Source organism: Cupriavidus sp. JZ107, from assembly GCF_053903255.1.
This window is the reverse complement of record NZ_CP096480.1, coordinates 383,374-404,354: the sequence shown is the minus strand read 5'-3', so window position 1 is coordinate 404,354 and position 20,981 is coordinate 383,374. Positions and strand designations below refer to the sequence as shown.

At 67.0% G+C, this 20,981-nt stretch carries 22 protein-coding genes and 1 pseudogene; 5 read left to right on the top strand and 18 right to left on the bottom strand.

The annotated features are described in order from the left end of the window. Window positions 1-208 precede the first annotated feature (208 nt). Window positions 209-937 (top strand): SDR family oxidoreductase, encoded by a 729-nt coding sequence (locus M1D55_RS01750; RefSeq protein ID WP_456280927.1) that lies wholly within the window; start codon window positions 209-211, stop codon window positions 935-937. A 130-nt stretch (window positions 938-1,067) separates the two neighbouring features. Here M1D55_RS01750 and M1D55_RS01745 read toward each other — a convergent pair whose 3' ends face one another. From M1D55_RS01745 to M1D55_RS01735, 3 genes are all read right to left on the bottom strand, one after another. Further along, entirely contained in the window at window positions 1,068-2,051 is a 984-nt protein-coding gene (locus tag M1D55_RS01745; protein ID WP_456280926.1) for an NAD(P)H-dependent flavin oxidoreductase, read from the bottom strand. A gap of 41 nt (window positions 2,052-2,092) precedes the next feature. Continuing rightward, window positions 2,093-2,710: a 2-hydroxychromene-2-carboxylate isomerase gene (locus M1D55_RS01740; RefSeq protein ID WP_006576763.1), complete on the bottom strand. Its 618-nt coding sequence runs from the start codon at window positions 2,708-2,710 to the stop codon at window positions 2,093-2,095. 146 nt (window positions 2,711-2,856) lie between these two features. Beyond that, a complete protein-coding gene (locus M1D55_RS01735) occupies window positions 2,857-3,306 on the bottom strand; it encodes an Lrp/AsnC family transcriptional regulator (protein WP_006576762.1) in 450 nt (149 codons plus the stop codon). Between the two features lie 162 nt (window positions 3,307-3,468). Here M1D55_RS01735 and M1D55_RS01730 point away from each other — a divergent pair, with 162 nt between their 5' ends. Beyond that, the gene (locus M1D55_RS01730) at window positions 3,469-4,344 is read left to right on the top strand and encodes a DMT family transporter (protein ID WP_043438555.1); all 876 of its coding nucleotides are present in this window, start codon (window positions 3,469-3,471) and stop codon (window positions 4,342-4,344) included. A gap of 279 nt (window positions 4,345-4,623) precedes the next feature. Beyond that, on the top strand, window positions 4,624-5,862 hold the full coding sequence (nhaA, locus tag M1D55_RS01725; protein WP_456280925.1) for a Na+/H+ antiporter NhaA: 1,239 nt from the start codon (window positions 4,624-4,626) through the stop codon (window positions 5,860-5,862). A 174-nt stretch (window positions 5,863-6,036) separates the two neighbouring features. Here the strand turns inward: nhaA and M1D55_RS01720 are convergent, their stop codons facing one another. The 3 genes from M1D55_RS01720 to M1D55_RS01710 form a co-directional block, all read right to left on the bottom strand. Next, window positions 6,037-6,561: a carboxymuconolactone decarboxylase family protein gene (locus M1D55_RS01720; protein WP_006576759.1), complete on the bottom strand. Its 525-nt coding sequence runs from the start codon at window positions 6,559-6,561 to the stop codon at window positions 6,037-6,039. Between the two features lie 38 nt (window positions 6,562-6,599). Further along, the gene (locus M1D55_RS01715; RefSeq protein ID WP_456280924.1) at window positions 6,600-7,574 is read right to left on the bottom strand and encodes a Bug family tripartite tricarboxylate transporter substrate binding protein; all 975 of its coding nucleotides are present in this window, start codon (window positions 7,572-7,574) and stop codon (window positions 6,600-6,602) included. Between the two features lie 92 nt (window positions 7,575-7,666). Next, complete coding sequence (locus M1D55_RS01710) at window positions 7,667-8,461, bottom strand: SDR family NAD(P)-dependent oxidoreductase (protein ID WP_456280923.1); 795 nt, start codon at window positions 8,459-8,461, stop codon at window positions 7,667-7,669. A 117-nt stretch (window positions 8,462-8,578) separates the two neighbouring features. On the opposite strand from M1D55_RS01710, the gene M1D55_RS01705 reads away from it, so the two are divergent. After that, the gene (locus M1D55_RS01705; RefSeq protein WP_006576756.1) at window positions 8,579-9,511 is read left to right on the top strand and encodes a LysR family transcriptional regulator; all 933 of its coding nucleotides are present in this window, start codon (window positions 8,579-8,581) and stop codon (window positions 9,509-9,511) included. 21 nt (window positions 9,512-9,532) lie between these two features. Here M1D55_RS01705 and M1D55_RS01700 read toward each other — a convergent pair whose 3' ends face one another. The 6 genes from M1D55_RS01700 to M1D55_RS01675 form a co-directional block, all read right to left on the bottom strand. Further along, window positions 9,533-10,579, bottom strand: coding sequence for an asparaginase (locus M1D55_RS01700; protein ID WP_456280922.1), 1,047 nt, complete (start codon window positions 10,577-10,579; stop codon window positions 9,533-9,535). Window positions 10,580-10,748: 169 nt separating this feature from the next. Further along, window positions 10,749-11,327 (bottom strand): thioredoxin family protein, encoded by a 579-nt coding sequence (locus M1D55_RS01695; RefSeq protein WP_456280920.1) that lies wholly within the window; start codon window positions 11,325-11,327, stop codon window positions 10,749-10,751. A 99-nt stretch (window positions 11,328-11,426) separates the two neighbouring features. Continuing rightward, window positions 11,427-11,843, bottom strand: a complete 417-nt coding sequence (locus tag M1D55_RS01690) for an organic hydroperoxide resistance protein (RefSeq protein WP_006576753.1) — start codon at window positions 11,841-11,843, stop codon at window positions 11,427-11,429. A 93-nt stretch (window positions 11,844-11,936) separates the two neighbouring features. Next, a complete protein-coding gene (locus tag M1D55_RS01685) occupies window positions 11,937-12,287 on the bottom strand; it encodes a hydroxyquinol 1,2-dioxygenase (RefSeq protein ID WP_456280919.1) in 351 nt (116 codons plus the stop codon). Between the two features lie 243 nt (window positions 12,288-12,530). Then, window positions 12,531-13,832: an ATP-binding protein gene (locus M1D55_RS01680; protein ID WP_006576751.1), complete on the bottom strand. Its 1,302-nt coding sequence runs from the start codon at window positions 13,830-13,832 to the stop codon at window positions 12,531-12,533. After that, window positions 13,829-14,572 carry a response regulator gene (locus M1D55_RS01675; RefSeq protein ID WP_006576750.1) on the bottom strand — a complete coding sequence of 248 codons (744 nt, stop codon included), beginning with the start codon at window positions 14,570-14,572 and terminating at the stop codon, window positions 13,829-13,831. The genes M1D55_RS01680 and M1D55_RS01675 overlap by 4 nt, the downstream gene beginning before the upstream one ends. A gap of 227 nt (window positions 14,573-14,799) precedes the next feature. Between M1D55_RS01675 and M1D55_RS01670 the strand changes: the two are divergent. Beyond that, window positions 14,800-15,546 (top strand): annotated as a pseudogene (locus M1D55_RS01670) (cytochrome c biogenesis CcdA family protein); the annotation flags it as partial. Between the two features lie 71 nt (window positions 15,547-15,617). Here the strand turns inward: M1D55_RS01670 and M1D55_RS01665 are convergent. From M1D55_RS01665 to M1D55_RS01640, 6 genes are all read right to left on the bottom strand, one after another. Then, complete coding sequence (locus M1D55_RS01665; RefSeq protein ID WP_456280918.1) at window positions 15,618-16,298, bottom strand: DUF3299 domain-containing protein; 681 nt, start codon at window positions 16,296-16,298, stop codon at window positions 15,618-15,620. Between the two features lie 3 nt (window positions 16,299-16,301). Further along, window positions 16,302-17,585, bottom strand: a complete 1,284-nt coding sequence (locus tag M1D55_RS01660) for an ABC transporter permease (RefSeq protein ID WP_456280917.1) — start codon at window positions 17,583-17,585, stop codon at window positions 16,302-16,304. Beyond that, window positions 17,582-18,322 carry an ABC transporter ATP-binding protein gene (locus M1D55_RS01655; RefSeq protein ID WP_456280916.1) on the bottom strand — a complete coding sequence of 247 codons (741 nt, stop codon included), beginning with the start codon at window positions 18,320-18,322 and terminating at the stop codon, window positions 17,582-17,584. Before M1D55_RS01655 ends, M1D55_RS01660 begins: the two co-directional genes overlap by 4 nt. A 5-nt stretch (window positions 18,323-18,327) precedes the next feature. Beyond that, window positions 18,328-18,882 (bottom strand): DUF2796 domain-containing protein, encoded by a 555-nt coding sequence (locus M1D55_RS01650; protein WP_456280915.1) that lies wholly within the window; start codon window positions 18,880-18,882, stop codon window positions 18,328-18,330. A gap of 135 nt (window positions 18,883-19,017) precedes the next feature. Then, complete coding sequence (locus tag M1D55_RS01645; protein ID WP_456280914.1) at window positions 19,018-20,109, bottom strand: alpha-hydroxy acid oxidase; 1,092 nt, start codon at window positions 20,107-20,109, stop codon at window positions 19,018-19,020. Then, on the bottom strand, window positions 20,106-20,792 hold the full coding sequence (locus M1D55_RS01640) for a Fe2+-dependent dioxygenase (protein ID WP_006577287.1): 687 nt from the start codon (window positions 20,790-20,792) through the stop codon (window positions 20,106-20,108). Before M1D55_RS01640 ends, M1D55_RS01645 begins: the two co-directional genes overlap by 4 nt. Window positions 20,793-20,981 lie beyond the last annotated feature (189 nt).

Sequence of the window (20,981 nt, the reverse complement as noted above, 5' to 3'; positions counted from 1 at the left end):
CACAGAAGGACACGCATTTTGCGTTTCATGCCGCCGTCGGCCGACATTGAGAATCGTCTTAGCGATGGGTGCGCCGTGGCCCATCAGGCCGATCTGGCCGCCAGCAGCCTTCGGCAAAATCGCGGACACTATCCGGCGTTGCAAACACAACTCGATCGGCTTGCCGCCGGAATGGCCGGCGGTGCCAGGCCGCCCCGAAGGAGACACCATGACCCAAAAGAAGGCCATCCTTGTCATCGGTGCCGGCGATGCGACCGGCGGTGCCATTGCGCGGCGCTTCGCCCGCGAAGGCTATATCGCCTGCGTGACCCGGCGCCATGCCGACAAGCTGGCGCCGCTGGTTCAGCAGATCGAAGCCGAGGGCGGCATCGCGCATGCCTTCGGCTCGGACGCGCGCAAGGAAGAGGAAATGACAAGCCTGGTCCAGCGGATCGAGGCCGACATCGCGCCGATCGAGGTGGCGGTGTTCAACATCGGCGCGAACGTCCGCTTCGACGTGCTGGACACGACGGCCCGCGTCTACTTCAAGGTCTGGGAGATGGCCTGCTTCGCGGGCTTCCTGATGGGACGCGAGACGGCCCGCGTGATGGTGCCGCGCGGCCGCGGTTCGATCTTCTTTACAGGAGCGACCGCCAGCCTGCGCGGCCGCGCCGGATTCTCGGCGTTTGCCGGGGCCAAGCACGGCCTGCGCGCGCTGGCGCAATCGATGGCGAAGGAGCTGGGGCCACAGGGCATCCACGTGGCCCACCCGATCATCGACGGCGCCATCGACACCGCCTTTATCCGCGAGAACTTCCCCGAGCGCTATGCGCTGAAGGATCGCGACGGCATCCTGAATCCCGAGCACATCGCCAACGCCTACTGGATGCTGCACCAGCAGCCGCGCGACGCGTGGACGCATGAGCTCGATCTGCGGCCGTGGATCGAGGCCTGGTAATCGGGCTGCCGGGGGGCCTCGGCCCCTACTCAGGGTGTCGGGCTTCCCGCTTCCGGCTACCGGCTGCCGGCTGCCGGCTTTCCAGCTTCCCGCATGAACGAGGCACCGTGCCACGCCCATGCATTGCCCCTCAGCGCCGCGCGTCGAACATCCCGGCCAGCCGCTGGAACGTCAACTGCTCGGCCTCCATGACGATCCGGTCGATCAGCGTCTTGACGCTTGGAATGTCGTGGATCAGGCCGGCGACCATGCCGCAGCTCCACGCGCCCGCCTCGACATCGCCCTCCACCATCACCTTCGGATAGATGCCGGCGACCTGATCGTAGATATCCGCGATCTTCAGGTCGGCGCCCTTCTCGCGCTCGATCTGCAGCAGCCGCTCGACGCCGCCATTGTTCAGCACCCGCTCGGTATTGCGCAGCGCCCGCATGATCAGCCGCGTGTCGAGCTCGCTGGCCTCGACGATCGCCTGCTTGACATTCGCATGCACCGGCGCTTCCTCGGTGGCCAGGAAGCGGGTACCCATATTGATGCCGTCCGCGCCCAGCGCCAGCGCGGCTACCAGGCTGCGGCCGTCCGCCATGCCCCCGGACGCGACGAACGGAATCTTCAGCGTTTCGGCGGCCCGCGGCAGCAGGATCATGTTGGGCACGTCGTCCTCGCCCGGATGGCCGCCGCATTCGAAGCCGTCGACGCTGGCCGCATCGCAGCCGATCTTCTCGGCCTTCAGCGCGTGGCGCACCGACGTGCATTTGTGAATCACCTTGATGCCGGCCGCCTTCAACGCCGGCATGTACTGTTCGGGACTGCGGCCCGCGGTCTCGACGATACGCACGCCCCCTTCGGCGATGGCGGCGATGTATTCCGCGTAGGGCGGCTCGGAGAACGTCGGCAGGAAGGTCAGGTTGACGCCGAACGGCTGGTCCGTCATCTCGCGGCAGCGCGCGATCTCCCTGGCCAGCAGCTCGGGCGTGCGCTGCGTCAGCGCAGTGATGATGCCCAGGCCGCCGGCATTGGAAACGGCCCCCGCCAGATCGGCAAGGCCGACGAAATGCATGCCGCCCTGGATGATCGGATAGCGGATCGCGAACAGTTCAGTGATGCGTGTTTTCATGGGCAGGAAGCCTCCGAACGGGTGGAAAGGCAGGACGCGAATCAGGCGGCGCGCACGCGGATGATTTCCTCTTCGACATCGCGCAGGCTGTCCTTGCCGAAGAAGATCTCGTCGTCGACGAAGAAGGTCGGCGCGCCAAATGCCCCACGCTCGAATGCGCGCTGCGTATTGCCGAGCAGCGTTTCCTTGACGGCCGGCTGATTGATCGCCTCCAGCAGCCGAGACCCATCCAGCCCGGCTTCGTCCAGCACGGACGCGATCACGGCCGGATCGTCCATCTTCAATCCGCGCTCCCACATCGCGCCGAAGACCGCGTCGACATATCGCGCAAAACTGCCATCGTGGCTCGCCGCGATCGCCCCTCGCATGATCTGCAGCGTATTGACCGGAAAGTGGGGATTCATTCGAAACGCGGTCAGGCCGTGCCGCCGGATAAAGCGCTGCATTTCCAGCCGCCCGTATTCCGGCTTGTTCTTGATACCGGCGAACGCCTCCATCGGCGATCGATTGCCGGTCAGCCGAAACAGGCCGCCAAGCAGGATCGGAACGTATTCGAATGTCGCGCCGGTGCGCGCTTCGATGGCCGGAATGACCTTGTGTGCCAGGTAGGCGTTGGGACTGCCGAAATCGAACAGGAACTGCGCGTTGACGGTACGCATCGCATGTCTCCATCTCCGGGTGTGGATGGTTGCCGAACGAGTTCGCCGGCTTGTTCTCCGCCAACAATGTACCGTCGTGCGCCTGTTTGGCAAGGCTTTCCGCGCTTGTTCCACCATGCAGTCCGGGCGGACAAGCCGTGCGGGCATTAGCCGCGGCTCTCTCCGATCGGCGCGCCGCGCTTGGGCACCACCTTGGCCTTGACCACCGACGTATTGGTTTCCGCCATCTGGGCCACGCGATCCAGCAGGCCATCGAGCTCCTCGATCGAACGCACATAAAGGCGCGCAATAAAGCAATCCTCGCCGGTCACCTTGTCGCATTCCCCGATCTCCGGAATATCGGCAATCAGCTTTTGCACGATATGGAGCTTGCCGGGCAGCGGGCGGATACGAACGATGGCCTGCAGCGGATAACCGAGCGCGGCCGGATCGATATCGATGGTGAAGGCGCGAATGACCTTGCGTTCTTCCAGGCGTTTGAGCCGTTCCGAAGTGCTCGGCGAAGACAGCCCGACCCGCGCCGCCAACTCCTTCAGTGAAATCCGGGCGTCCTCCGCCAGCACGGCGAGGATGCGCCGATCGACATCGTCGAGCATTTTTTATTTCCTTAGGGGATCAGGCGATATACCTTCGAAATACAGGAACTGCCGCCATCCCGCCTAACAAACCATATAGAATCGCGGCCCTCGTCATGCGATTCTAAACACCATTCAGCCCTCAGGAGAAAGACGGTGAATTCCCTACGCGGCACTGCCGAAATGACGGCCTCGATGGTGTTGTCCGGCACCATCGGCTGGTTCGTGGTCGAGTCCGGACAGCCGATCCGCGACGTCGTGTTCTGGCGCTGCCTGTTCGGCGCGCTGACGCTGCTGGCGGTCTGCGCCGCGCTGGGCATGCTGCGGCAGCTGACCTGGCGCACGCTGGGCCTGGCGGCACTGGGCGGCGTCGCGATCGTGATGAACTGGCTGCTGCTGTTTGCGGCCTATCCGCGCGCCTCGATTTCGATCGCGACGGCGGTCTACAACACGCAGCCGTTCATGCTGGTGGCATTGGGCGCGCTGCTGTTTTCCGAACGCATCACGCTGACCAAGCTGGCCTGGCTGCTGATCGCCTTCACCGGCGTGCTGATGATCGTGCAGGCAAAGCCCGATCACGGCCATGGCGCCACCGACTATCTGGGCGGTATCGCGCTGGCGCTGGGTGCCGCGTTCTTCTATGCGGTCGCGGCCATCATCACCAAGCGGTTGTCGGGCGTGCCGCCGCATCTGATCGCGCTGATCCAGGCCTGCGTCGGCATGGCGATGCTGGCCCCGTTCGCCAATTTGTCGGACCTGGCGGCCTACGACGGGTCGTGGCCGATGCTGGTGACGATCGGCGTGGTCCATACCGGGCTGGTCTACATCCTGCTGTATGGCGCGATCCAGAAGCTGTCGACCGCGATGACGGCGGCGCTGTCGTTCGTCTATCCCGTGGTCGCGATCGTCGTCGATATGGTGGCCTTCGGCCTGCGCCTCGATTGGGCGCAATGGACCGGTGCCGCGGCGATCCTGATCGCGGCCGCCGGCATGACGCTGGGATGGCGGCTGCCGCTTGCGCGCAAGCACGGCGCCGCCGCCAAGAGCGGATCCGCTTAACGACGTCTCCGCCCTCCTGCCACCCCGTTCCGGTATACTTCGGCCCGGGTGCTCACCCCACGGGGTGGCAGGATTTGCGTCGGTCGGGCCGCCACGCGGCTTTTCCGCGACCGATGCATGCACCACCCTCATCCAGACCATTCCCCTGGTCGACTCTCCGCTCCCACGCGCTGTCACGCAACGCCCCCTTCCGCGCCTCCCGGCAACGGAAGCCGCGGCGCCTGCGCGCGCGCATTTCCATTCGCTTCCATCCCGGTATAGCTCCCCAAGAGAGGTCCCATGGCAATCGTACAAAGACGACTCTCCAATACGTTCCAGCGCTTTTTCGAGTCCGAGAAGGCGGGCGGCATCCTGCTGATCGCCTGCACCGTCGTTTCGCTGATACTGGCCAATTCGCCGGTCGGCGATCAGTACCTCCACCTGTGGCATGTGAAAGTCGCGGGCCTCAGCGTCGAGCACTGGATCAATGATGCGCTGATGGCCATTTTCTTCCTGCTGATTGGCCTCGAACTCGAACGCGAGCTGTACAACGGCGAACTGTCCAGCCTCCGGAATGCCCTGCTGCCCATCGTCGCGGCGGCCGGCGGCATAGCGGTTCCCGCACTGATCCACTTCGGATTCAACGGCGGCACGCCGACGCAGGCCGGCATCGGCATTCCGATGGCGACCGACATCGCGTTCGCGCTCGGCGTGCTGGCGCTGCTCGGCAGCCGCGTGCCGGCCTCGCTGAAGGTCTTCCTGACCGCGCTTGCCGTGATGGACGACCTCGGCGCCATCATCGTGATCGCGCTGTTCTACACGGCCGAACTGGCGTTCGTCTATCTGGCCGGCGCGCTCGCGGTATTCGCCGCGCTGCTGGTGATGAACCGCGTGCTGCGCGTGATGTCGCTGATCCCCTACCTGCTGGGCGGCGTGCTGATGTGGTTCCTGATGCTGAAGTCCGGCGTGCACGCGACGATTGCCGGCGTGCTGCTGGCTTTCGCGATCCCCTTCTCCGCCAGGCAGGACGACGCCGCTTCGCCGTCGCATCGGCTCGAGCACTTGCTGCATCGGCCGGTCGCCTTCGTGATCCTGCCGATCTTCGCACTGGCCAATACCGGCATCGTCATCGGCAGCGACTGGGCGCAGGAGCTGGCGTCGTCGAACAGCCTTGGCATCCTGGCCGGGCTGGTGGTCGGCAAACCGCTGGGCATCACGCTCGTCAGCTTCGTCGCGGTCGCCATCGGTCTCTGCAAGCTGCCGCTCGACCTGCGTTGGCGGCATATCCTTGGCGCGGGCCTGCTCGGCGGCATCGGCTTCACGATGTCGATCTTCATCACCAACCTGGCCTTTACCGATGCGCCGGCCGTGATCAATGCATCGAAGATGGCGATCCTGCTGGCATCGCTGAGCGCGGGTGTGCTGGGCTTTGCCTGGCTAAAGCTGTTCGGCAAGCCGGTGGCGTCCGATGTCGATATGGATACGATGGATTTCGAGGCCGATCCGGTATCGCCTTCGGAGGTTCCCTCGGGGCGCTGACGGCCCGGAGGGGTGGATCCACGCTGCCCTCTCCCCCAACCCTCTCCCGCAAGCGGGAGAGGGAGATTGCGCAGCGAGAGGCGAGTCACTATGGTTGGCCGGAATGCCGGTGATTGGCTCCCCTCTCCCGCTGGCGGGAGAGGGGCCGGGGGAAAGGCCCCCCCGAGCACAACACTACCTCGCGTCGTGCGAATGCACCTGCAGCGCCTCCAGGAAGCGCGACACCATGTTGTACGCGGCAATGGTAGCGGTCAGCTCGACCACATGCCGATGCGAGAAGTGCCGCGCGATCCCGGCAAACACGGCGGGCTCCACGCGGATGTCGCGCGTCATCGCGTCGGTGTAGGCAAGCACCGCGCGCTCGACATCGACGAACAGCGCGCTGTCGCGCCAGTCGGGCAAGGCATCGAGCTGGGCCTGCGTCATGCCTTCCTTCAGCGCGATCGGCGCATGCTGGTCGGCCTCGTACGACGCACCGTTCAGAATCGCCACGCGCATGATCACCATCTCGCGCAGCGCGCCCGGCAGGCTCGACTTCTGTCGGATGGCGGTCAGATAGGTCAGCCAGCCTTCCGCCACGGGCGGCGCGTGCAGCAGCATCTGATAGAGATGCAGCACGCTGCCGCGCTCGGCGGCGATCCGTTCGGCCAGCGGCTGGATGTCGGGAGCCGAAAGATCGGCGTAGGGAATGGCGGCCATGTCTGGGTCCGTAGTGGGGTAAATGGAATCGGCGTGGTCTATTCCGCGACGATCACCTTGCGGCGCACGAGATCGCCCATGGCGCCCGCGTCCTTGTTGACCCGGGCGGCAAAGGCCTCGGGACTGCTGTTGACGATATCGAACGCATTCTCTGCGAATCGCTTCGATACCTCGGGATCTTGCATGACCTTGTGCGTCGCGGCCAGCAGCTTCGCGCGAACGTCGGGCGGCAAGCCCTGCGGCGCGACCAGGCCGATCCAGGTCGGATACTCGAAGCCCGGAATCGCCTCGCTCATCGTCGGCACGTCGGGCAGCATCGCGGAGCGCTTCGGCGAGCTGACCGCCAGCGCGCGGACCTTGCCCGCCTTGATATGCGGCAGCATCACCGACAGGCCGGCGAACGCGTACTGGACATGGCCGCCCAGCAGGTCGGTCAGCAACGGCGCCGCGCCCTTGTACGGGATATGGGTCGTCGCCAGCTGCCTGGCAATGGACAGCTGCGCGCTGTTGACGTGCCCGGCCGACGCCGTGCCCGCGGATCCATACGAGGTATTGGGATTGGCCTTCAGGTAGGCCACCAGCTGATCCAGATTGTTGGCGGGCAACGCGTTGTTGACGACCAGCACCTGCGGCGTCGTGACCAGCAGGCTCAGGTAGTCGAACGACTTGAACGTATCGAAGCGCAGGTTCTTGACCGTGTAGTGATTCACCGCATGCGAATCCAGCGCCAGCATCAGCGTATAGCCATCTGGCTTCGCCCGTGCCAGATCGGCTGCGCCCAGCGAGCCGCTGGCACCGGGCTTGTTCTCGATGACGATCGGCTGGCCCAGCTCCTTGCCCAGCGCGCCGGAAATCGTGCGCGCGGTCTGGTCCACCGCGCCGCCCGGCGCGAACGGCACGATCAGCCGGATCGGCTGGCTCGGATACGCCTGGCTCCAGGCGGGAGCGGCGGGAGAGAGGGCAGCGGCGGCCAGCGCCGCGGCGCCAAGCAGGCGCCGAGAAAGGAATGTCATCGTGGTCTCCTGTCGTTATCGATGGCAAGGCTGGCGGGAGCCTTGCCGCATGCCTGTCGGCATCGAACTGCAATGCAAGCGGCACGCAGCCGCTATCGCGTCGCGGCAACGAGCCCGCCGTCGACGACGATCTCGGTGCCGGTGATATAGCGGCTCTCGTCGGCTGCCAGAAACAGCACCGCGTGCGCGGTGTCCCAGCCATCGCCCATCCGCTGCATGGGAACCTGGCCATGCCGGTGCGCAATGAACGCCTGCGTATCGCCGCCGGCATACTTGGCGGCCAGCCCTTCGATCAACGGGGTATGCATCAGTCCGGGCACCACGCAGTTCAGCCGGATGTTGTCCGGCGCGTGAATCACCGCGGTCGTCCGCGTGAAATGCATCAGGCCCGCCTTGGCCGCGGCATAGGCAACCTGCGGCTTGCCGACATACCGCAGCCCGGCCACCGAGGCGATATTGACGACCGCACCGCCGCCCTGCTGCTTCATGATCGGCAGCACGTGCTTGCACGCCAGGAACGCGCCCTTCAGGTTCACCTGCATCTGCGCATCCCAGACGGCTTCGTCCATGTCGACGGGACCGCCGGGCTGCGACAGGCCAACGTTGTTGACCAGGATATCGATGCGGCCATGGCGCGACAGGCAGGCCCGCACCGCGTCCTCGACCTGCTCCGCGCTGGTGCTGTCGCACGCGACCACATCGGCATCGTGGCCTTCGGCGACGATCAGTTCGCGCGTGCGCACCGCATGGCCCAGATGCAGGTCCGTGCCGAACACCCGCGCCCCCTGCCGCGCCATCAGCATCGCGGTGGCGCGCCCGTTCCCCCACCCTTCGGCGACGGCGCCGCATCCCATGATCAGCGCCACCTTGCCGTTCAGATCCAGCATCTCGTCTCCGTTGTCCAGGTCCGCAAGGAAATCCCGCAATCGCTTGCGCGGCCCATTCTAGGGAGACTACATTTATTGCGGAAATTCCCTTTGTCTATAGATTGATAGACCCAAAGAATGAATATCACACCCCGCCAACTGCGGATCTTCCTGGCACTGGCGCAATCGCTGAATTTCAGCCGCACCGCCGAGCAGTTTTTCGTCACGCAGCCGTCGTTGAGCAAGGCGGTCAAGGAGATGGAGGAGGAACTGGGCATCGCGCTGTTCGAACGATCGACGCGCAGCGTCCGGCTGACGCCGGCCGGCGAGCAGCTGGTGCCGATGGCCCGCCGCATCGTCGGCGAGTTCGATTCCGGCCTGCGGCATCTGCAGAGCCGCGCGGAACAGGAGGCGCAGCGGCTGTCGATCGCGGCGCTGCCATCCCTTGCCAACGTGCTGTTGCCCGGCGTCTGTGCGGCGCTGGAACGGCGCTATCCGCATGCGCAGATCGCGGTGCACGACTGCGCGGATCAGGCCGCGGTACAGCGCGTGATCGACTATCAGGTCGACTTCGCGCTGGCCTCCGCGTCGCCATCCAACCCTGACCTGCTGTTCCGGGAGATCCTGCGCGATCGCTTCGTGCTGCTCGCTCCGGCGCAGTGGCGCAAGCCCTTGCGCAAGCGCATGCATATGGACGAACTCGCCGGCCTGCCGCTCATCAGCATGACCGACCGCAGCACCGCGATGAAATACATGAGCGCCGCGTTCCTGCAGCGCGGCGTGCAGTTCCGCCCGAAGCTCCAGCTGGACCAGATCGGCACCATTGCGGGCTTCGTCAAGGAAGGGCTTGGCATCGCGGTGCTGCCCTATCTCGGCATCATGCCGCTGCTGTCGCTGAAGGGCATGCGGGTGGCGGAGATCGTCGATGGGCCGGTGCGGTCCGTTGGCCTGGTCAGCCGCAAGACGTCGCCGCCGTCGGAAATCGCGGCGCAAGCCATGGTGGAGGTCGGCATCGTCGCCGACCGGCTGAAGCGGCGGTGGCCGGGCTGGATCTGGCCACCGGCCGCATAGCCTCTATCTTCTCGCCAAGCCTTAGCGGCTGAACGCCGCCTGCAGGTCGGCCTGGCTGGTCACGCCTCGCTGCAACAGCAGCATCAGCAGGATGCGCGCCTTGGCCGGCTTCAGATCGTCGGCCATCACCGCGCCGGCGTCGAACGTGGTCTTGCCGCCACCGACGAAGCCGTAGTTCGGCAGAACGCGTCCGTTGTGCACCCGCGTCGAGATCACGACCGGCACCTGCCTGGACAGCGCATATTTGACGGCCTCGAACATCGGCTGATTCATGTTGCCCATGCCCAGCGCCTGCACCACGATGCCCTTGACGCCGCGATCGACGGCGTTGCGCAGCGCAGCGCCATCGGCGCCGCCGTACATCGCGACGATTTCGACCTCGGGCATCTTGTCGGTCTGGATCGGAATATGCTGGCGGCGCGTTGGCGTGCTCGAGTAAATCACCCGATCCGGATAGACCTCGCCGATAAAGCCGAAGTCACCCGAATTGAACGTCTCGACGTTCGCGGTGTGGGTCTTGGTGACGTAGCGGGCGGCATTGATCTGATTGTTCATCGCCAGCATCACGCCCTTGCCCTTCGATTGCTCGTCGACGGCGATGCGCGCGGCGTTCAGCAGATTGCGGGGGCCGTCGAAGTCCGGCGAAGACGCGTTGCGCTGCGCGCCGATCAGCACGACCGGCTTGTCCGAGCGCACCGTCAGGTCGAGCCAGTATGCGGTTTCTTCCAGCGTATCGGTGCCGTGCGACACGATGACCCCGGCGACGTCAGGCCGGTCCAGCGAAGCCTGCACGGCCCGGGTCAGCGCGACCCAGCGCGGCGGGTCCATATAGTCCGACGGCACGTTGGACAGATTATTGACCTGGATGGTGGCGTACTTGCCGATGTCGGGCACCGTGGCCAGCAAGTCGTCGCCCGAGATCGCCGGCACCGGCGCATTCTTGACGGGGTCGATCTTCATCGCGATGGTGCCGCCCGTGGCGATGAACTGCACCACGGGCTTGCCTTGCGCAAAGGCGGTGGCGGATGCAAACAACAGCATGCTGAGCAGGGCGCGGCGTGGCTTCATTCGAAGTCTCCTGTGATGTGATGATCGGAATCCGGCTCGGCCCGTGCGTCGGGACCGGCGGGTTCGCAGGCATTGGGCCACATCCTGGCACCGCGCGCCATCCGGGCGATTCCCCGTATTCCCCATATTTGCCGGGGCGCTGCGCGACGCCCCGGCGCAGACATGGCCCTTATTGCTTGCGCTGCGCCAGCGCATTGCGGATTGCTGCCTCCGTTTCCGCGTACTGCCCCTCGCCGAAATGCTGGTAGACGATCTTGCCTTCCGCATCGACGAGATAGAGCGCGGGCCAGTATCGATTGTGATAGGCCGACCATGTCGCGTAGCCATTGTCCTGCGCGACCGGATAGCGGATATCGAAACGCTTGATCGCGGCCTGCACGTTGGCGGTCGACTTTTCGAACGGAAACTCGGGCGTATGCACGCCGACCACGACCAGCCCCTGGTCCTTGTACTTGTCGTGCCACTGCTTGACGTAGGGCAGCGTGTTGATGCAATTGATGCAGGAATAGGTCCAGAAGTCGACCAGCACGACCTTGCCGCGCAGGCCCTGCATCGACAGCGGCTGTGAGTTCAGCCAGCGGTCGATGCCGACGAATTCGGGGGCTTTGGTTTGGTTCGGGATCGTGAAGCCAAATGCGGAACCAACACCGGAACCAACGCCGGAACCAACGGCGTTGGCGCCATTGCCGATCAAACAGACCGCGGCGATGCCGGCGGCGGCCAATGTGGAAGCGAGAAGCGTGCGCATGATGTCGGACAGGTCGAAATGGATAAGAGGAGGCGGCTTGCGGACCGGGGAAGCGGCCACGCCTGCCGATCGATCGACCGGCAGCGGGCCCTCGCACGCTCAGACCAGCACGGTCTCCACGTGGATGTTTCCGCGCGTTGCCTTCGAGTACGGGCAAATGCCGTGCGCGGTCTCGACCAGGGCCCGCCCCACTTCGCTGTCCACCCCGGGGATATGCACGTGCAGTCGGGCCTGCAGCAGGAAGGCCTGGCCGGCCATCGCCAGGTCGACCTCGGCGTCGACCGACGGGGCGGACGGCAGCGCGACGTTCAGCTTGCTGGCGGCCTTGCCCAGCGCGCCGATGAAGCAGGCCGACCAGCCCGCGGCGAACAGCTGCTCCGGGTTGGTGCCGGCGCCCTTGCTTCCCGGCGGTGACAGCTTGATGTTCAACCGGCCGTCGTCGCTGTGCGCCTCGCCGTCGCGTCCGCCGGTGGTGCGGGTCTTGCCGGTGTACAGCACCTTGTCGATCCGGGCCATCTGGGTTGTTTGGGACGTTTGGGTCATTCGGGTTCCCTCGCTGATTCGATCAATGGGTTGCGTTCGATGATGGTGATTTCGCGGGCCGGGCGGTCAGGCGTAGGCGCCGTCCAGATACGGGTCGGCGCTGCGCGCAGGTTCGGCCGAGACGCCGGTACGGTCCTGTCCGGCCAGCGTACGGGCGCCGTCGCTGTACGGGTCGAACTGGCGGGCACCGTCGCTGTACGGATCGGTCTGGCGCGCGCCGTCGCTGTAGACGCTGCGCGGGTCCTGCGCCGAGCGGGCGCCGCTGCTGTACGGGTCGCGAGCATCGGCCACCGAGCGGGCGCCGTCGGTGTAGGGGTCCCGCGCACCGGGCTGGGCGAAGCTGGCGGCTTGCGCGCCGGCGGCAGCGGCGGCGAGCGACAGGGCAAAAACAAAGCGCTTGGCGAATTGGGCGGTCATGATGGTTTCCTTTGAAAGAGATTGCGTTGCGGGTTGGTATCGCGCGGTCCGGATCGCTTCGTTGTCGTTCAGCGCCGGGCCACGGATGCCATTTAAGGCGACCGACGTATCGCGCCCGTAGCGGGCAAGGGCCGTTTTTGTCTGGGTGCGTATCGCCGCGGACGCGAGATACAAAGGCATACAAAGCGGGCAAAAAAAATCGGCTCCGAGGAGCCGATGTCGCAGGAAGAAGGGACCGTTACGTCAGCCCAGCTTGACTTCGGCCGCCAGGCCGCCCCCCTCCCGATTGCGCAGCGTCAGCGTGCCGCCGATGGCCGCCGTCAGCTCGTGGGCGATCGCCAGGCCCAGGCCGGTACCGCCGGTTTCCCGGCTGCGCGACTGCTCCAGGCGCACGAAGGGCTTGAGCACGGCCTCGAGCTGGTCGTCCGGAATACCGGTGCCGCGATCGAGCACCTCGATCGCCACCGTGTCCCCGTCCCGGCGCACGCTCAGTTCCGCCGACCCACCGAACTTCAGCGCGTTGTCGATCAGGTTGGTCAGCACGCGCCGCAATGCATGCGGCCGCGTGACGATGGCTCCGCCGGCGTTCTGCAGCATCGTGACGGCCTTGCCGGTGTCCTGGTAGTCGTAGGCCAGGCTCTCGACAAAGGAGCCCAGGTCGATCCGCGACGGCTTCTCGCCATCGCCGTGCGCACTGCGGGCGTACGCCAGCCCTTCCTGGACCAGCGTCTGGATCTCGGACAGGTCGTTCAGCATCTTGCGCTTGTCGTCCGAGTCGTCGGCCATTTCGGCACGCAGCTTCATCCGTGTGATCGGCGTCTGCAGATCGTGCGAGATCGCGGCGAGGATCTGCACCCGTTCTTCGACAAAGCGCGCGATGCGGCCCCGCATCGCATTGAATGCGCGCGCGGCGCGGGCCAGTTCGGTGGGGCCGCTCTCGTCGAGCGGCGCCGATTGGGTGTTGGGGTCGAGTGCGTCCGCGGCGTCGCCGAGCGCGACCAGCGGCCGTATGGCCAGCCGCACGGCGAACCAGCAACACAGGATCAGCAACAGCAGCTGCAGGATCAGCACATAGGGCAACCATTGCGCGATCGGTGTCATGCGCGGATGCACGTCGATGGTCAGCGGACTGCCGTCGCTCAGCGTCAGATGGGCCTGCACGCGCTTGCCGTCGCCGGGGATCGATTCCACCCGCACCGGAAAGCGGCCTCCGCTCGCTTCGGTGATCCGTTCGGCGATATCCCTGCCGCGGGCCGTCATCTCGGGCACGCCGGGGAGACCCTCGCCGAGGATGTACTGATAGTTGCCGCGATTGACGCGCGGCAGCCACTGCGGCCGCTCCGCCGCCGGCAGGCGGTCGAGGATGGCAATCGACGTGGCCACGTCGGTCTCCAGCGTGCCAAGCATCACCTGCCGGGCCGACATATACCGCTCGGAGAACAGCACCGCGAACGACAGGCCGTGGGCGACGACCAGGCCGGTCAGCAGGATCAGGAACAGGCGCGATCGCAGCGTGCGCGGCCACGCCCAGCGGGGCGCGTTCACTGCCGGGCCTCGCGGATTTCCACCGGCGAGGCAAAGACATAGCCCTCGCTACGCACGGTCTTGATATAGCTCGGCTCGCGCGCATCGTCGTTCAGGCGCTGGCGCAGGCGGCTGACCAGCAAGTCGATCGAGCGCTCGAACATCTCGGCCTCCCTCCCCTGCGTCAGGTTCAGCAGCTGGTCGCGATTGAGCACGCGCTGCGGGTGGTCGACGAACACGCGCAGCAGCCGGTATTCCGCGCCGCTCAACGCGACGATGGTGCCCTCGGCGTCGATCAGATGGCGCGCGGTGGTATCGAGCTGCCACGTGCCGAAGGCGAGGATCTGCCCTGCCTCGGTGATCTGCAGATTGGGCGGCAGCATGCGGGTACGGCGCAGCACCGCCTTGATACGGGCCAGCAGTTCGCGCGCGGCAAACGGCTTGGCAAGGTAGTCGTCGGCGCCCATTTCAAGGCCGATGATGCGGTCGGTCTCGTCGTCGCGCGCGGTCAGCATCAGCACCGGCGTGGACTTGTGCTTGCCGGCGCGCAGCTCGCGGCACAGCACCAGGCCATCGTCGCCGGGCAACATCACGTCGAGCACGATCAGGTCGACGGTATTGGCGTCCAGGAAGGCGCGCATATGGCGGCCGTCGGGCGCCACCGTCACGCGCAGACCGTTCTTGGTCAGATAGGTCGAGACCAGTTCCCGGATTTCCCGGTCGTCATCGACGATGAGGATATGGTCGACGTGTGCGTCCATTGTTGTCACCGGCAGGTTGAAGGAGAGCGAGCTGTGCGCGCGACAGGCGTACCGCCATGCCTGCCGCCCCGGCATTGTATGGGGACGGCAAATCCGCGTGTATCGCAATGTATCTGGCCGGCGAGACCCCACACTGCGGTACAAACTCGCCGCTCGATGACACATCGCAGCGACGCCGGCCGGGTCTGATCGAGGGCAAGCCAACCCTTTTGTCTGGAGACACGATCATGACCCTGCTGATTCTCGCCTACCTTGGCGGCGCCCTGACCATCCTGAGCCCCTGCATCCTGCCGGTGCTGCCCTTTGTACTGAGCCGGTCCGGACAGCCGTTCCTGCGCGGCACGCTGCCGATGCTCGCCGGCATGGCGCTGACCTTTGCCGCCGTGGTGACGCTGGCCTCCGCCGGCGGTGCCTGGGTCGTTCAGGCCAACGAGTACGGACGCATCGCGGCCCTGGTGCTGCTTGCGGTGTTCGGCCTGTCGCTGCTGCTGCCCCGCCTGGCCGATGCGCTGGCCCGTCCGCTGGTGGCGCTCGGCAACCGCCTGGCCGACGGTAGCGGCAATGGCAATGGCAGCGGCAGCGGCAGGGGTGGTGGTGGCAGCGCCGGCACCATATGGGGCTCGCTGGGCCTTGGCGCCGCCACCGGCATGCTGTGGGCCCCGTGCGCCGGCCCGATCCTTGGACTGGTGCTGACCGGTGCGGCGCTGAACGGCGCGAGCGTGTCGACGTCGCTGGCGTTGCTGGCCTACGCCGCGGGGGCGGCGACCTCGCTGGCGGCTGCGCTGGGCATCGGCGGCCGCGTGCTGTCCGCCATGAAGCGTTCGATGGGCGCGACCGAATGGCTGCGCCGCGCGCTGGGCCTGGCCGTGCTGGGCGGCGTGCTGGCGATCGGTACCGGGGCGGATACGGGGCTGCTCGCCCGCCTGTCGACCAACGGCCCGGCATGGCTCGAACAGGTGCTGGTCGATGCGGTGGGACTGCCGACTCGCGCGCACTAGGGCTTGACCCGGAACCGCGGCGCGCGCATTGGGCGATCAGCGTCGGATCACGGACGCTCGCGCCGCGGCTCCAAATAAGGCTCGACGCGCGCGCCGCGCATCGCATAGCCGCTGTCGCCCATCGCCGTCTCGGCACGCTCGACGCGCAGCACGCCCTCGATCCACACGGTATCCATCGTGCGGGTACCCTGCAGCGGCGCCTTCGCCTGAACGTGGACGACCTGATTGGCGGGCGGCGGCGGCACGTGGATGCAGGCGCCGAAATACGGCACCAGCAGGAATTCGCGGATCGCCTCGCCCTCGCCGCCCAACGAGACGACGAAGCCCGGCAGCCGTACCGGCGAACCATCGAGGGAAGGTTCGACCGGCGCTTCCTGCCAGTATTGTTTGGCCTTCTCCAGCGCTGCCTGCGCCCGGGGATCGCCATCTTCCATCTGTGCCAGGTCCAGGCCCTTCAGCGGCGCGAGCGGATCCCATCCTTTCGGCAGCAGCGCGTCCCATTCGATCTCGCGATAGGTCGTGGGCGCGGGAGCCGTGGGCGGCGTCTCGCGCTCCAGCGTTTCGCCGATCGCGTATTTGCGCCGCGCGGTCGACGACGATCCGGCCGAGTCGCCGCGGCCGCGGATCCACCAGAGCCCCGCCGCGCTCAGGCCCGCCACCCCCAACGCGCCGCCTGCCGCGAGCAGCCACTTGCGGCGCCGCGGATTGCCTGGCGTTTGCCTAGTCATCTTTCATGTCCTCGGATTGAGCCCGTCCGCCAGGCTCAGGCGGTAGGCCCGCCATGCCGGCAGCAGGCTTGCTGCAAACCCGGCCACGACCAGCGCGGCCAGCAGCGGCAATTCCGCGAGGCTGGGCCACGATACCGGCAGCGCCACGCCCAGGCGCGCCTCCAGCCAGCCCGCCAGCAGCGCGCTGCTCAGCGACAGCAGCGCCACGCCCGCGGCGACGCCGGTCAGCATCAGCATCATGCCTTCGATCGCCAGCAAGGCCAGGATATCGCGCGGCCGCGCCCCGGCCGCCCGCAGGATCGCCAGTTCGCGCCGCCGCTCGCCGAGCGCGGCCAGGATCGACGACGCCAGTCCGGCCAGCCCGATCACCGCGACCAGCGCCGACACGGCGCGCAGCGCATTGCCGGCGATATCGACGAGGTCCCACAGCGCGTCGAGCGCCACGCCCGGCAGCACCGCCATCAACGGCTCGCGCGTGTCCTGGGCGATCTCCCGCTGCAGCGCGAAGACGCGCGAGCGCAGCTTCAGGCCGACCAGCACCGCGGTGACGCTGTCGGGCGTCAGATCGAAGCGGCGCAGGTGCTCGGGCGCGATCGACGCGCCGGGCACGCGTGTACCGCCCTGGAAATCGAGATGGATCGCCTGCATCGCCTCCAGGCCGATATGGATGGTGCGATCGACCGGCGTTCCGGTCGGCGCCAGGATACCGACCACGGTAAACGGCTTGTCCCCGTGCTCGAGACGCAGCGCGCCCGGGGCCGCCGCATCGCCATGGGCCAGCACGATTCTGTCTCCGATGCGATAGTCCAGGCGGCGGGCGACCTCGGCGCCGAGCACCGCGTCGAACATGCCATCGATCCTGTCGTCGAAGGGGCGTCCCTGCGCGAGCCGCAGCGCGCGGCCATCGCCATGGCGGAAATTCTCGAAATACCCGGCCGTGGTCGCCAGCACCGGAAAGCCGCGATGCGAATCGCCCAGCGAAAGCGGGATCGTCCATGCGACCTGCGGGTGGGCGGCAAGGCCTTGCACGCTGCCCCAACCGATGTTGTTGGTCGCGCCGCCGAGCCGGAAGACCGCGTACAGCACCAGCTGGATCGGGCTGGTGCGGGCGCCGACGATCAGATCCGTGCCCGACACCGACTGCGCGAAGCTGGCGCGCACCTGATGCCGGACCCGCTCGATGCCGAGCAGCAGCGCCGTCGACAGCGCGATCGCAATCACCATCCACACCAGGTTGAAGCGGCGGTTCCACGCGCTGCGCGCGGCAATCGACATCAGCGCGATCATGCCGGCTCCTCTTCGCGCGCGGCCGGCATCGTGAAGCGCCGGTCGAAGCCGGACGCCAGCCGCTCATCGTGGCTGACCATCACCAGCCCGGCGCCGGACGCGCGGCACTCCCGCTGCAGCAGCGTCATGAACGCGGCCTGCCGGGCGGCATCGAGCGAGGACGTGGGCTCGTCCGCCAGGATCAGTTCGGGCCGCCCCAGCAGCGCGCGCGCCGCGGCGACCCGCTGCTGCTGCCCCACCGACAGCTGCGCCGCGGGGCGTCGCCACAGGCTGGCCGGCATATCGAGCCGTTCCAGCAGCATGCCGGCCGCTTCGACCGCTCCACCGGCCTGCTCGCGGGCGCGCGTCTTGCGGCTCGCGGAGAAGCGGCACGGCAACAGCACGTTGTCGAGCACGGACAGATAGGGCAGCAGATTCAGCTGCTGGAAGATGATGCCGATGTGGTCGGCGCGAAAGCGGTCGCGCCCGGCGGATGGCAGCGTCGTCAGATCGGTACCGGCGATCCGGATCGAGCCCTGACGCGGCGTCACCACGCCGGCCAGCAGCGACAGCAGCGTGGTCTTGCCGCTGCCGCTGGGGCCCGAGACAAACAGATGCTCGCCGCGAGCCAGTTCGAAGGCAGGCAGCGACAGCGCGCCGCCGTCGCGACCGGGCCAGCGAAAGTTGACATTCCTCGCCACGACCAGCGGCTCTTCGTGCGGCACCTGTGCCATCGCCTCCGCCATCGCCTCCGCCATCGCCCTCACCAGCGCAGGCGCGGCTGTGCCGGCGTCAGCGTCGCGCCAGACTGGCGCGTGTCGGTGGCAAGCTGGACGGCAATCCGGCTGACGCCCGGAAACAGGCGGAACACGCGTACGTCGACAGAACGCAACGCCTCGGGCCGGGCGCAGCGGAAGCGGTAGTCCGCATCGAGATCCGCGTGCTGATGCTCGGCCTGCGGCTGGCCGCGCGGCGCTTCTCCCTGGCCGGTCAGGCCGTGGTGCAGCGCGCCGAATTGCACCTGCGCGGCTTCGAGCCGGCAGTCGGCCTCCGGGGAAGGCCGGAACAACGCCGCACCGTCGCGCAGGCCGGCAATGGCCTGACGGACCTTCGCCCGTTCGGCGTCGGTGCGCGGCAGGCGCTCGAAGCCGAATACATTGTCGAGCGGCGATGCGAGCGCGATGGACAGCACCTGGCCTTCCACCGCAACATCGAGCGTCGCTTGCCCATGAACATGCGGCTCGGCGGCCTGCGCCCGACCGGCGATGCAGGCAGCGAAGACGGCGATGGCAAACAGTGGGGAGAGTCGCGAATACATGAGTCGATCGTCCTTCTGCGAAGGCTGCCCGCTCAACGGACAGGATCAAAGACAACACACCGGGCGGCGCGCCGGGATCGGCAAATGATAACTTATTATCAGTAGAGGCCCTGCGCACCGCGCCGGCCGGCACGGCTATCGCGAGCGCGCCAGAACGGACCCATCGATCGCGTCCAACGTGGGGCAGCCGGCCAGCGCCATCGCGATTTCCAGCTCGGTCTGCAGCAGCGTCAGCATATGCGCGACGCCAGGCATGCCGCCCACCGCCAGCGCATGAAGCACCGGTTGCCCGAGCATCACGGCGGTCGCGCCCAGGGCGATCGCCTTGACGATATCCGTTCCGCGCCGGATGCCGCCATCCAGCAAGACCGGCACCCTGCCACCGACTTGCGCCGCGATGGCGGGCAGGCAATCGATCGTCGCCGGTACGGTGTCCAGCGTGCGTCCGCCATGGTTCGAGACGACGATGCCGGCGACCCCGGCGTTCAGGGCCGGCTCGACATCGTTCGGATTGAGCAGGCCCTTGACCAGCACCGGCAGCGACGTCTGACCACACAGCGCCTCGATATCGCGCCATGTCGGCGCGTTCTTCAGCATGCCGCGGAAGACCGGGCTGCCGTGGCTGGCGCTGACCGGCTCGACCGGCGGATAGCCCGCCAGATTGACCGCCCCGACATCGTCCGGCAGCCGGAAGCCCGCGCGCTGCTCGATATTGCGGACGCCGCTGACGGCGGCGTCGATGGTCACGACAATGGCCCTGTATCCGGCCTGCTCGGCGCGGCGCACCAGGTCGGCCGTATCCCGCGGCCGCGGCTGGAGATACAGCTGGAACCACAGCGGCACCGTCGAGGCCCGCGCGATCGCCTCGAGCGTCACGCTGGCCTGCGTGCTGACCGTCATCCACGTGCGCGTCAGCGATGCGGCGTGCACCGTCGCCAGTTCGCCGTCCGGATGCACCAGCCGATGGAAGGCCGTCGGCGCGATCAGGATCGGGTAGTCGAGCGCCTCGCCGAACAGCGTGCGCCGTGCCGAGGCGTGCGACATGTCGACCAGCGCGCTCGGCATCAGCCGCAGCCGCTCGAACGCGGCGCCGTTCTCGCGCTGCGTGATGCCGTCCGCGGCGGCGCCCGCGACATAGGCGCGCACGCCCGGCTCCACCCGTTCGTGGAAGCGGCGCTCGTAATCGCGCAGCGAGACGGTATCCGCGGGGATCTGCCAGCGCGTCACAGCTCGGCCCAGCGACGCAGCAGGTTGTGATAGTGATTGACCAGGGCCAGCACGGCGTCCTTGTCGTCGCCCAGCTGCTTGCGGATCTCGATGATCGCGAGATCGAGCTCGTACAGCATGCGCCGCTGGCCGTCGTCCTTGACCATCGACTGCGCCCAGAAGAACGAGGCCCAGCGCGAGCCCTTGGTCACCGGGGTCACCCTGTGCAACGACGACGCGGGATAGACCACCAGATGGCCGGCCGGCAGCTTGACGGTGTGCGAACCGTAGAGGTCCTGGATCACCAGCTCGCCGCCTTCGTACTCATCGGGATCGGACAGGAACAGCGTGCTGGAGACATCGGCGCGAATGCGCATGCCGCCCGTGCCCGGCACGGTGCGGATCGCGTTGTCCACGTGCGTGCCGAAATTCATCGCGCTGTCGTAGCGATTGAACATCGGCGGCATCACGCGCAGCGGCAGCGCGGCCGAATGATAGGTGGGGTTGCGGCCCAATGCGGTCAACACCAGCTCGCCCAGCTCGCGCGCCTCGGCGCTGTCGACCGGAATCTGCAGGTTGTACTTCGATTGCGCCGCCAGGTCGCCGGCGGTCACGCGCCCGTCGACCCATTGCGAGCGCTCGACGCGTTCGCGGCAGTACCGGATTTCTTCGGGGGTCAGGACGTCGGGGATCTGGACCAGCATGGCAAGGTTGGCGGGAGTGGCGCAAAAAGCGGCGCAAGGAGCGGCGCAAAGGCAGCGGAATTTCGCAATTCTAGCGGCTCCGCTTCGCCAGCCAACACGTCGTTCCCGCGCAGGCGGGGACCCAGTGGCTTTGAAAGACGCTGGGTTCCCGCGTGCGGGGAACGACGTGACGGGTGTTCGGGGGCACCG

Excerpts from the sequence above, each read along its gene's own strand:
- M1D55_RS01710 (WP_456280923.1), bottom strand. The coding sequence starts at position 8,461 with ATGCTGGATCTGAACGGCAAGGTGGCGCTGATCATGGGATGCGGCGCC.
- M1D55_RS01720 (WP_006576759.1), bottom strand. The coding sequence starts at position 6,561 with ATGGCCGCCATTCCCTACGCCGATCTTTCGGCTCCCGACATCCAGCCG.
- M1D55_RS01730 (WP_043438555.1), top strand. The coding sequence starts at position 3,469 with ATGACGGCCTCGATGGTGTTGTCCGGCACCATCGGCTGGTTCGTGGTC.
- nhaA (WP_456280925.1), top strand. The coding sequence starts at position 4,624 with ATGGCAATCGTACAAAGACGACTCTCCAATACGTTCCAGCGCTTTTTC.
- M1D55_RS01745 (WP_456280926.1), bottom strand. The coding sequence starts at position 2,051 with ATGAAAACACGCATCACTGAACTGTTCGCGATCCGCTATCCGATCATC.
- M1D55_RS01715 (WP_456280924.1), bottom strand. The coding sequence starts at position 7,574 with ATGACATTCCTTTCTCGGCGCCTGCTTGGCGCCGCGGCGCTGGCCGCC.
- M1D55_RS01690 (WP_006576753.1), bottom strand. The coding sequence starts at position 11,843 with ATGGCCCGGATCGACAAGGTGCTGTACACCGGCAAGACCCGCACCACC.
- M1D55_RS01735 (WP_006576762.1), bottom strand. The coding sequence starts at position 3,306 with ATGCTCGACGATGTCGATCGGCGCATCCTCGCCGTGCTGGCGGAGGAC.
- M1D55_RS01695 (WP_456280920.1), bottom strand. The coding sequence starts at position 11,327 with ATGCGCACGCTTCTCGCTTCCACATTGGCCGCCGCCGGCATCGCCGCG.
- M1D55_RS01665 (WP_456280918.1), bottom strand. The coding sequence starts at position 16,298 with ATGACTAGGCAAACGCCAGGCAATCCGCGGCGCCGCAAGTGGCTGCTC.
- M1D55_RS01640 (WP_006577287.1), bottom strand. The coding sequence starts at position 20,792 with ATGCTGGTCCAGATCCCCGACGTCCTGACCCCCGAAGAAATCCGGTAC.
- M1D55_RS01675 (WP_006576750.1), bottom strand. The coding sequence starts at position 14,572 with ATGGACGCACACGTCGACCATATCCTCATCGTCGATGACGACCGGGAA.
- M1D55_RS01650 (WP_456280915.1), bottom strand. The coding sequence starts at position 18,882 with ATGTATTCGCGACTCTCCCCACTGTTTGCCATCGCCGTCTTCGCTGCC.
- M1D55_RS01700 (WP_456280922.1), bottom strand. The coding sequence starts at position 10,579 with ATGAAGCCACGCCGCGCCCTGCTCAGCATGCTGTTGTTTGCATCCGCC.
- M1D55_RS01685 (WP_456280919.1), bottom strand. The coding sequence starts at position 12,287 with ATGACCGCCCAATTCGCCAAGCGCTTTGTTTTTGCCCTGTCGCTCGCC.
- M1D55_RS01660 (WP_456280917.1), bottom strand. The coding sequence starts at position 17,585 with ATGATCGCGCTGATGTCGATTGCCGCGCGCAGCGCGTGGAACCGCCGC.
- M1D55_RS01740 (WP_006576763.1), bottom strand. The coding sequence starts at position 2,710 with ATGCGTACCGTCAACGCGCAGTTCCTGTTCGATTTCGGCAGTCCCAAC.
- M1D55_RS01705 (WP_006576756.1), top strand. The coding sequence starts at position 8,579 with ATGAATATCACACCCCGCCAACTGCGGATCTTCCTGGCACTGGCGCAA.
- M1D55_RS01750 (WP_456280927.1), top strand. The coding sequence starts at position 209 with ATGACCCAAAAGAAGGCCATCCTTGTCATCGGTGCCGGCGATGCGACC.
- M1D55_RS01655 (WP_456280916.1), bottom strand. The coding sequence starts at position 18,322 with ATGGCGGAGGCGATGGCGGAGGCGATGGCACAGGTGCCGCACGAAGAG.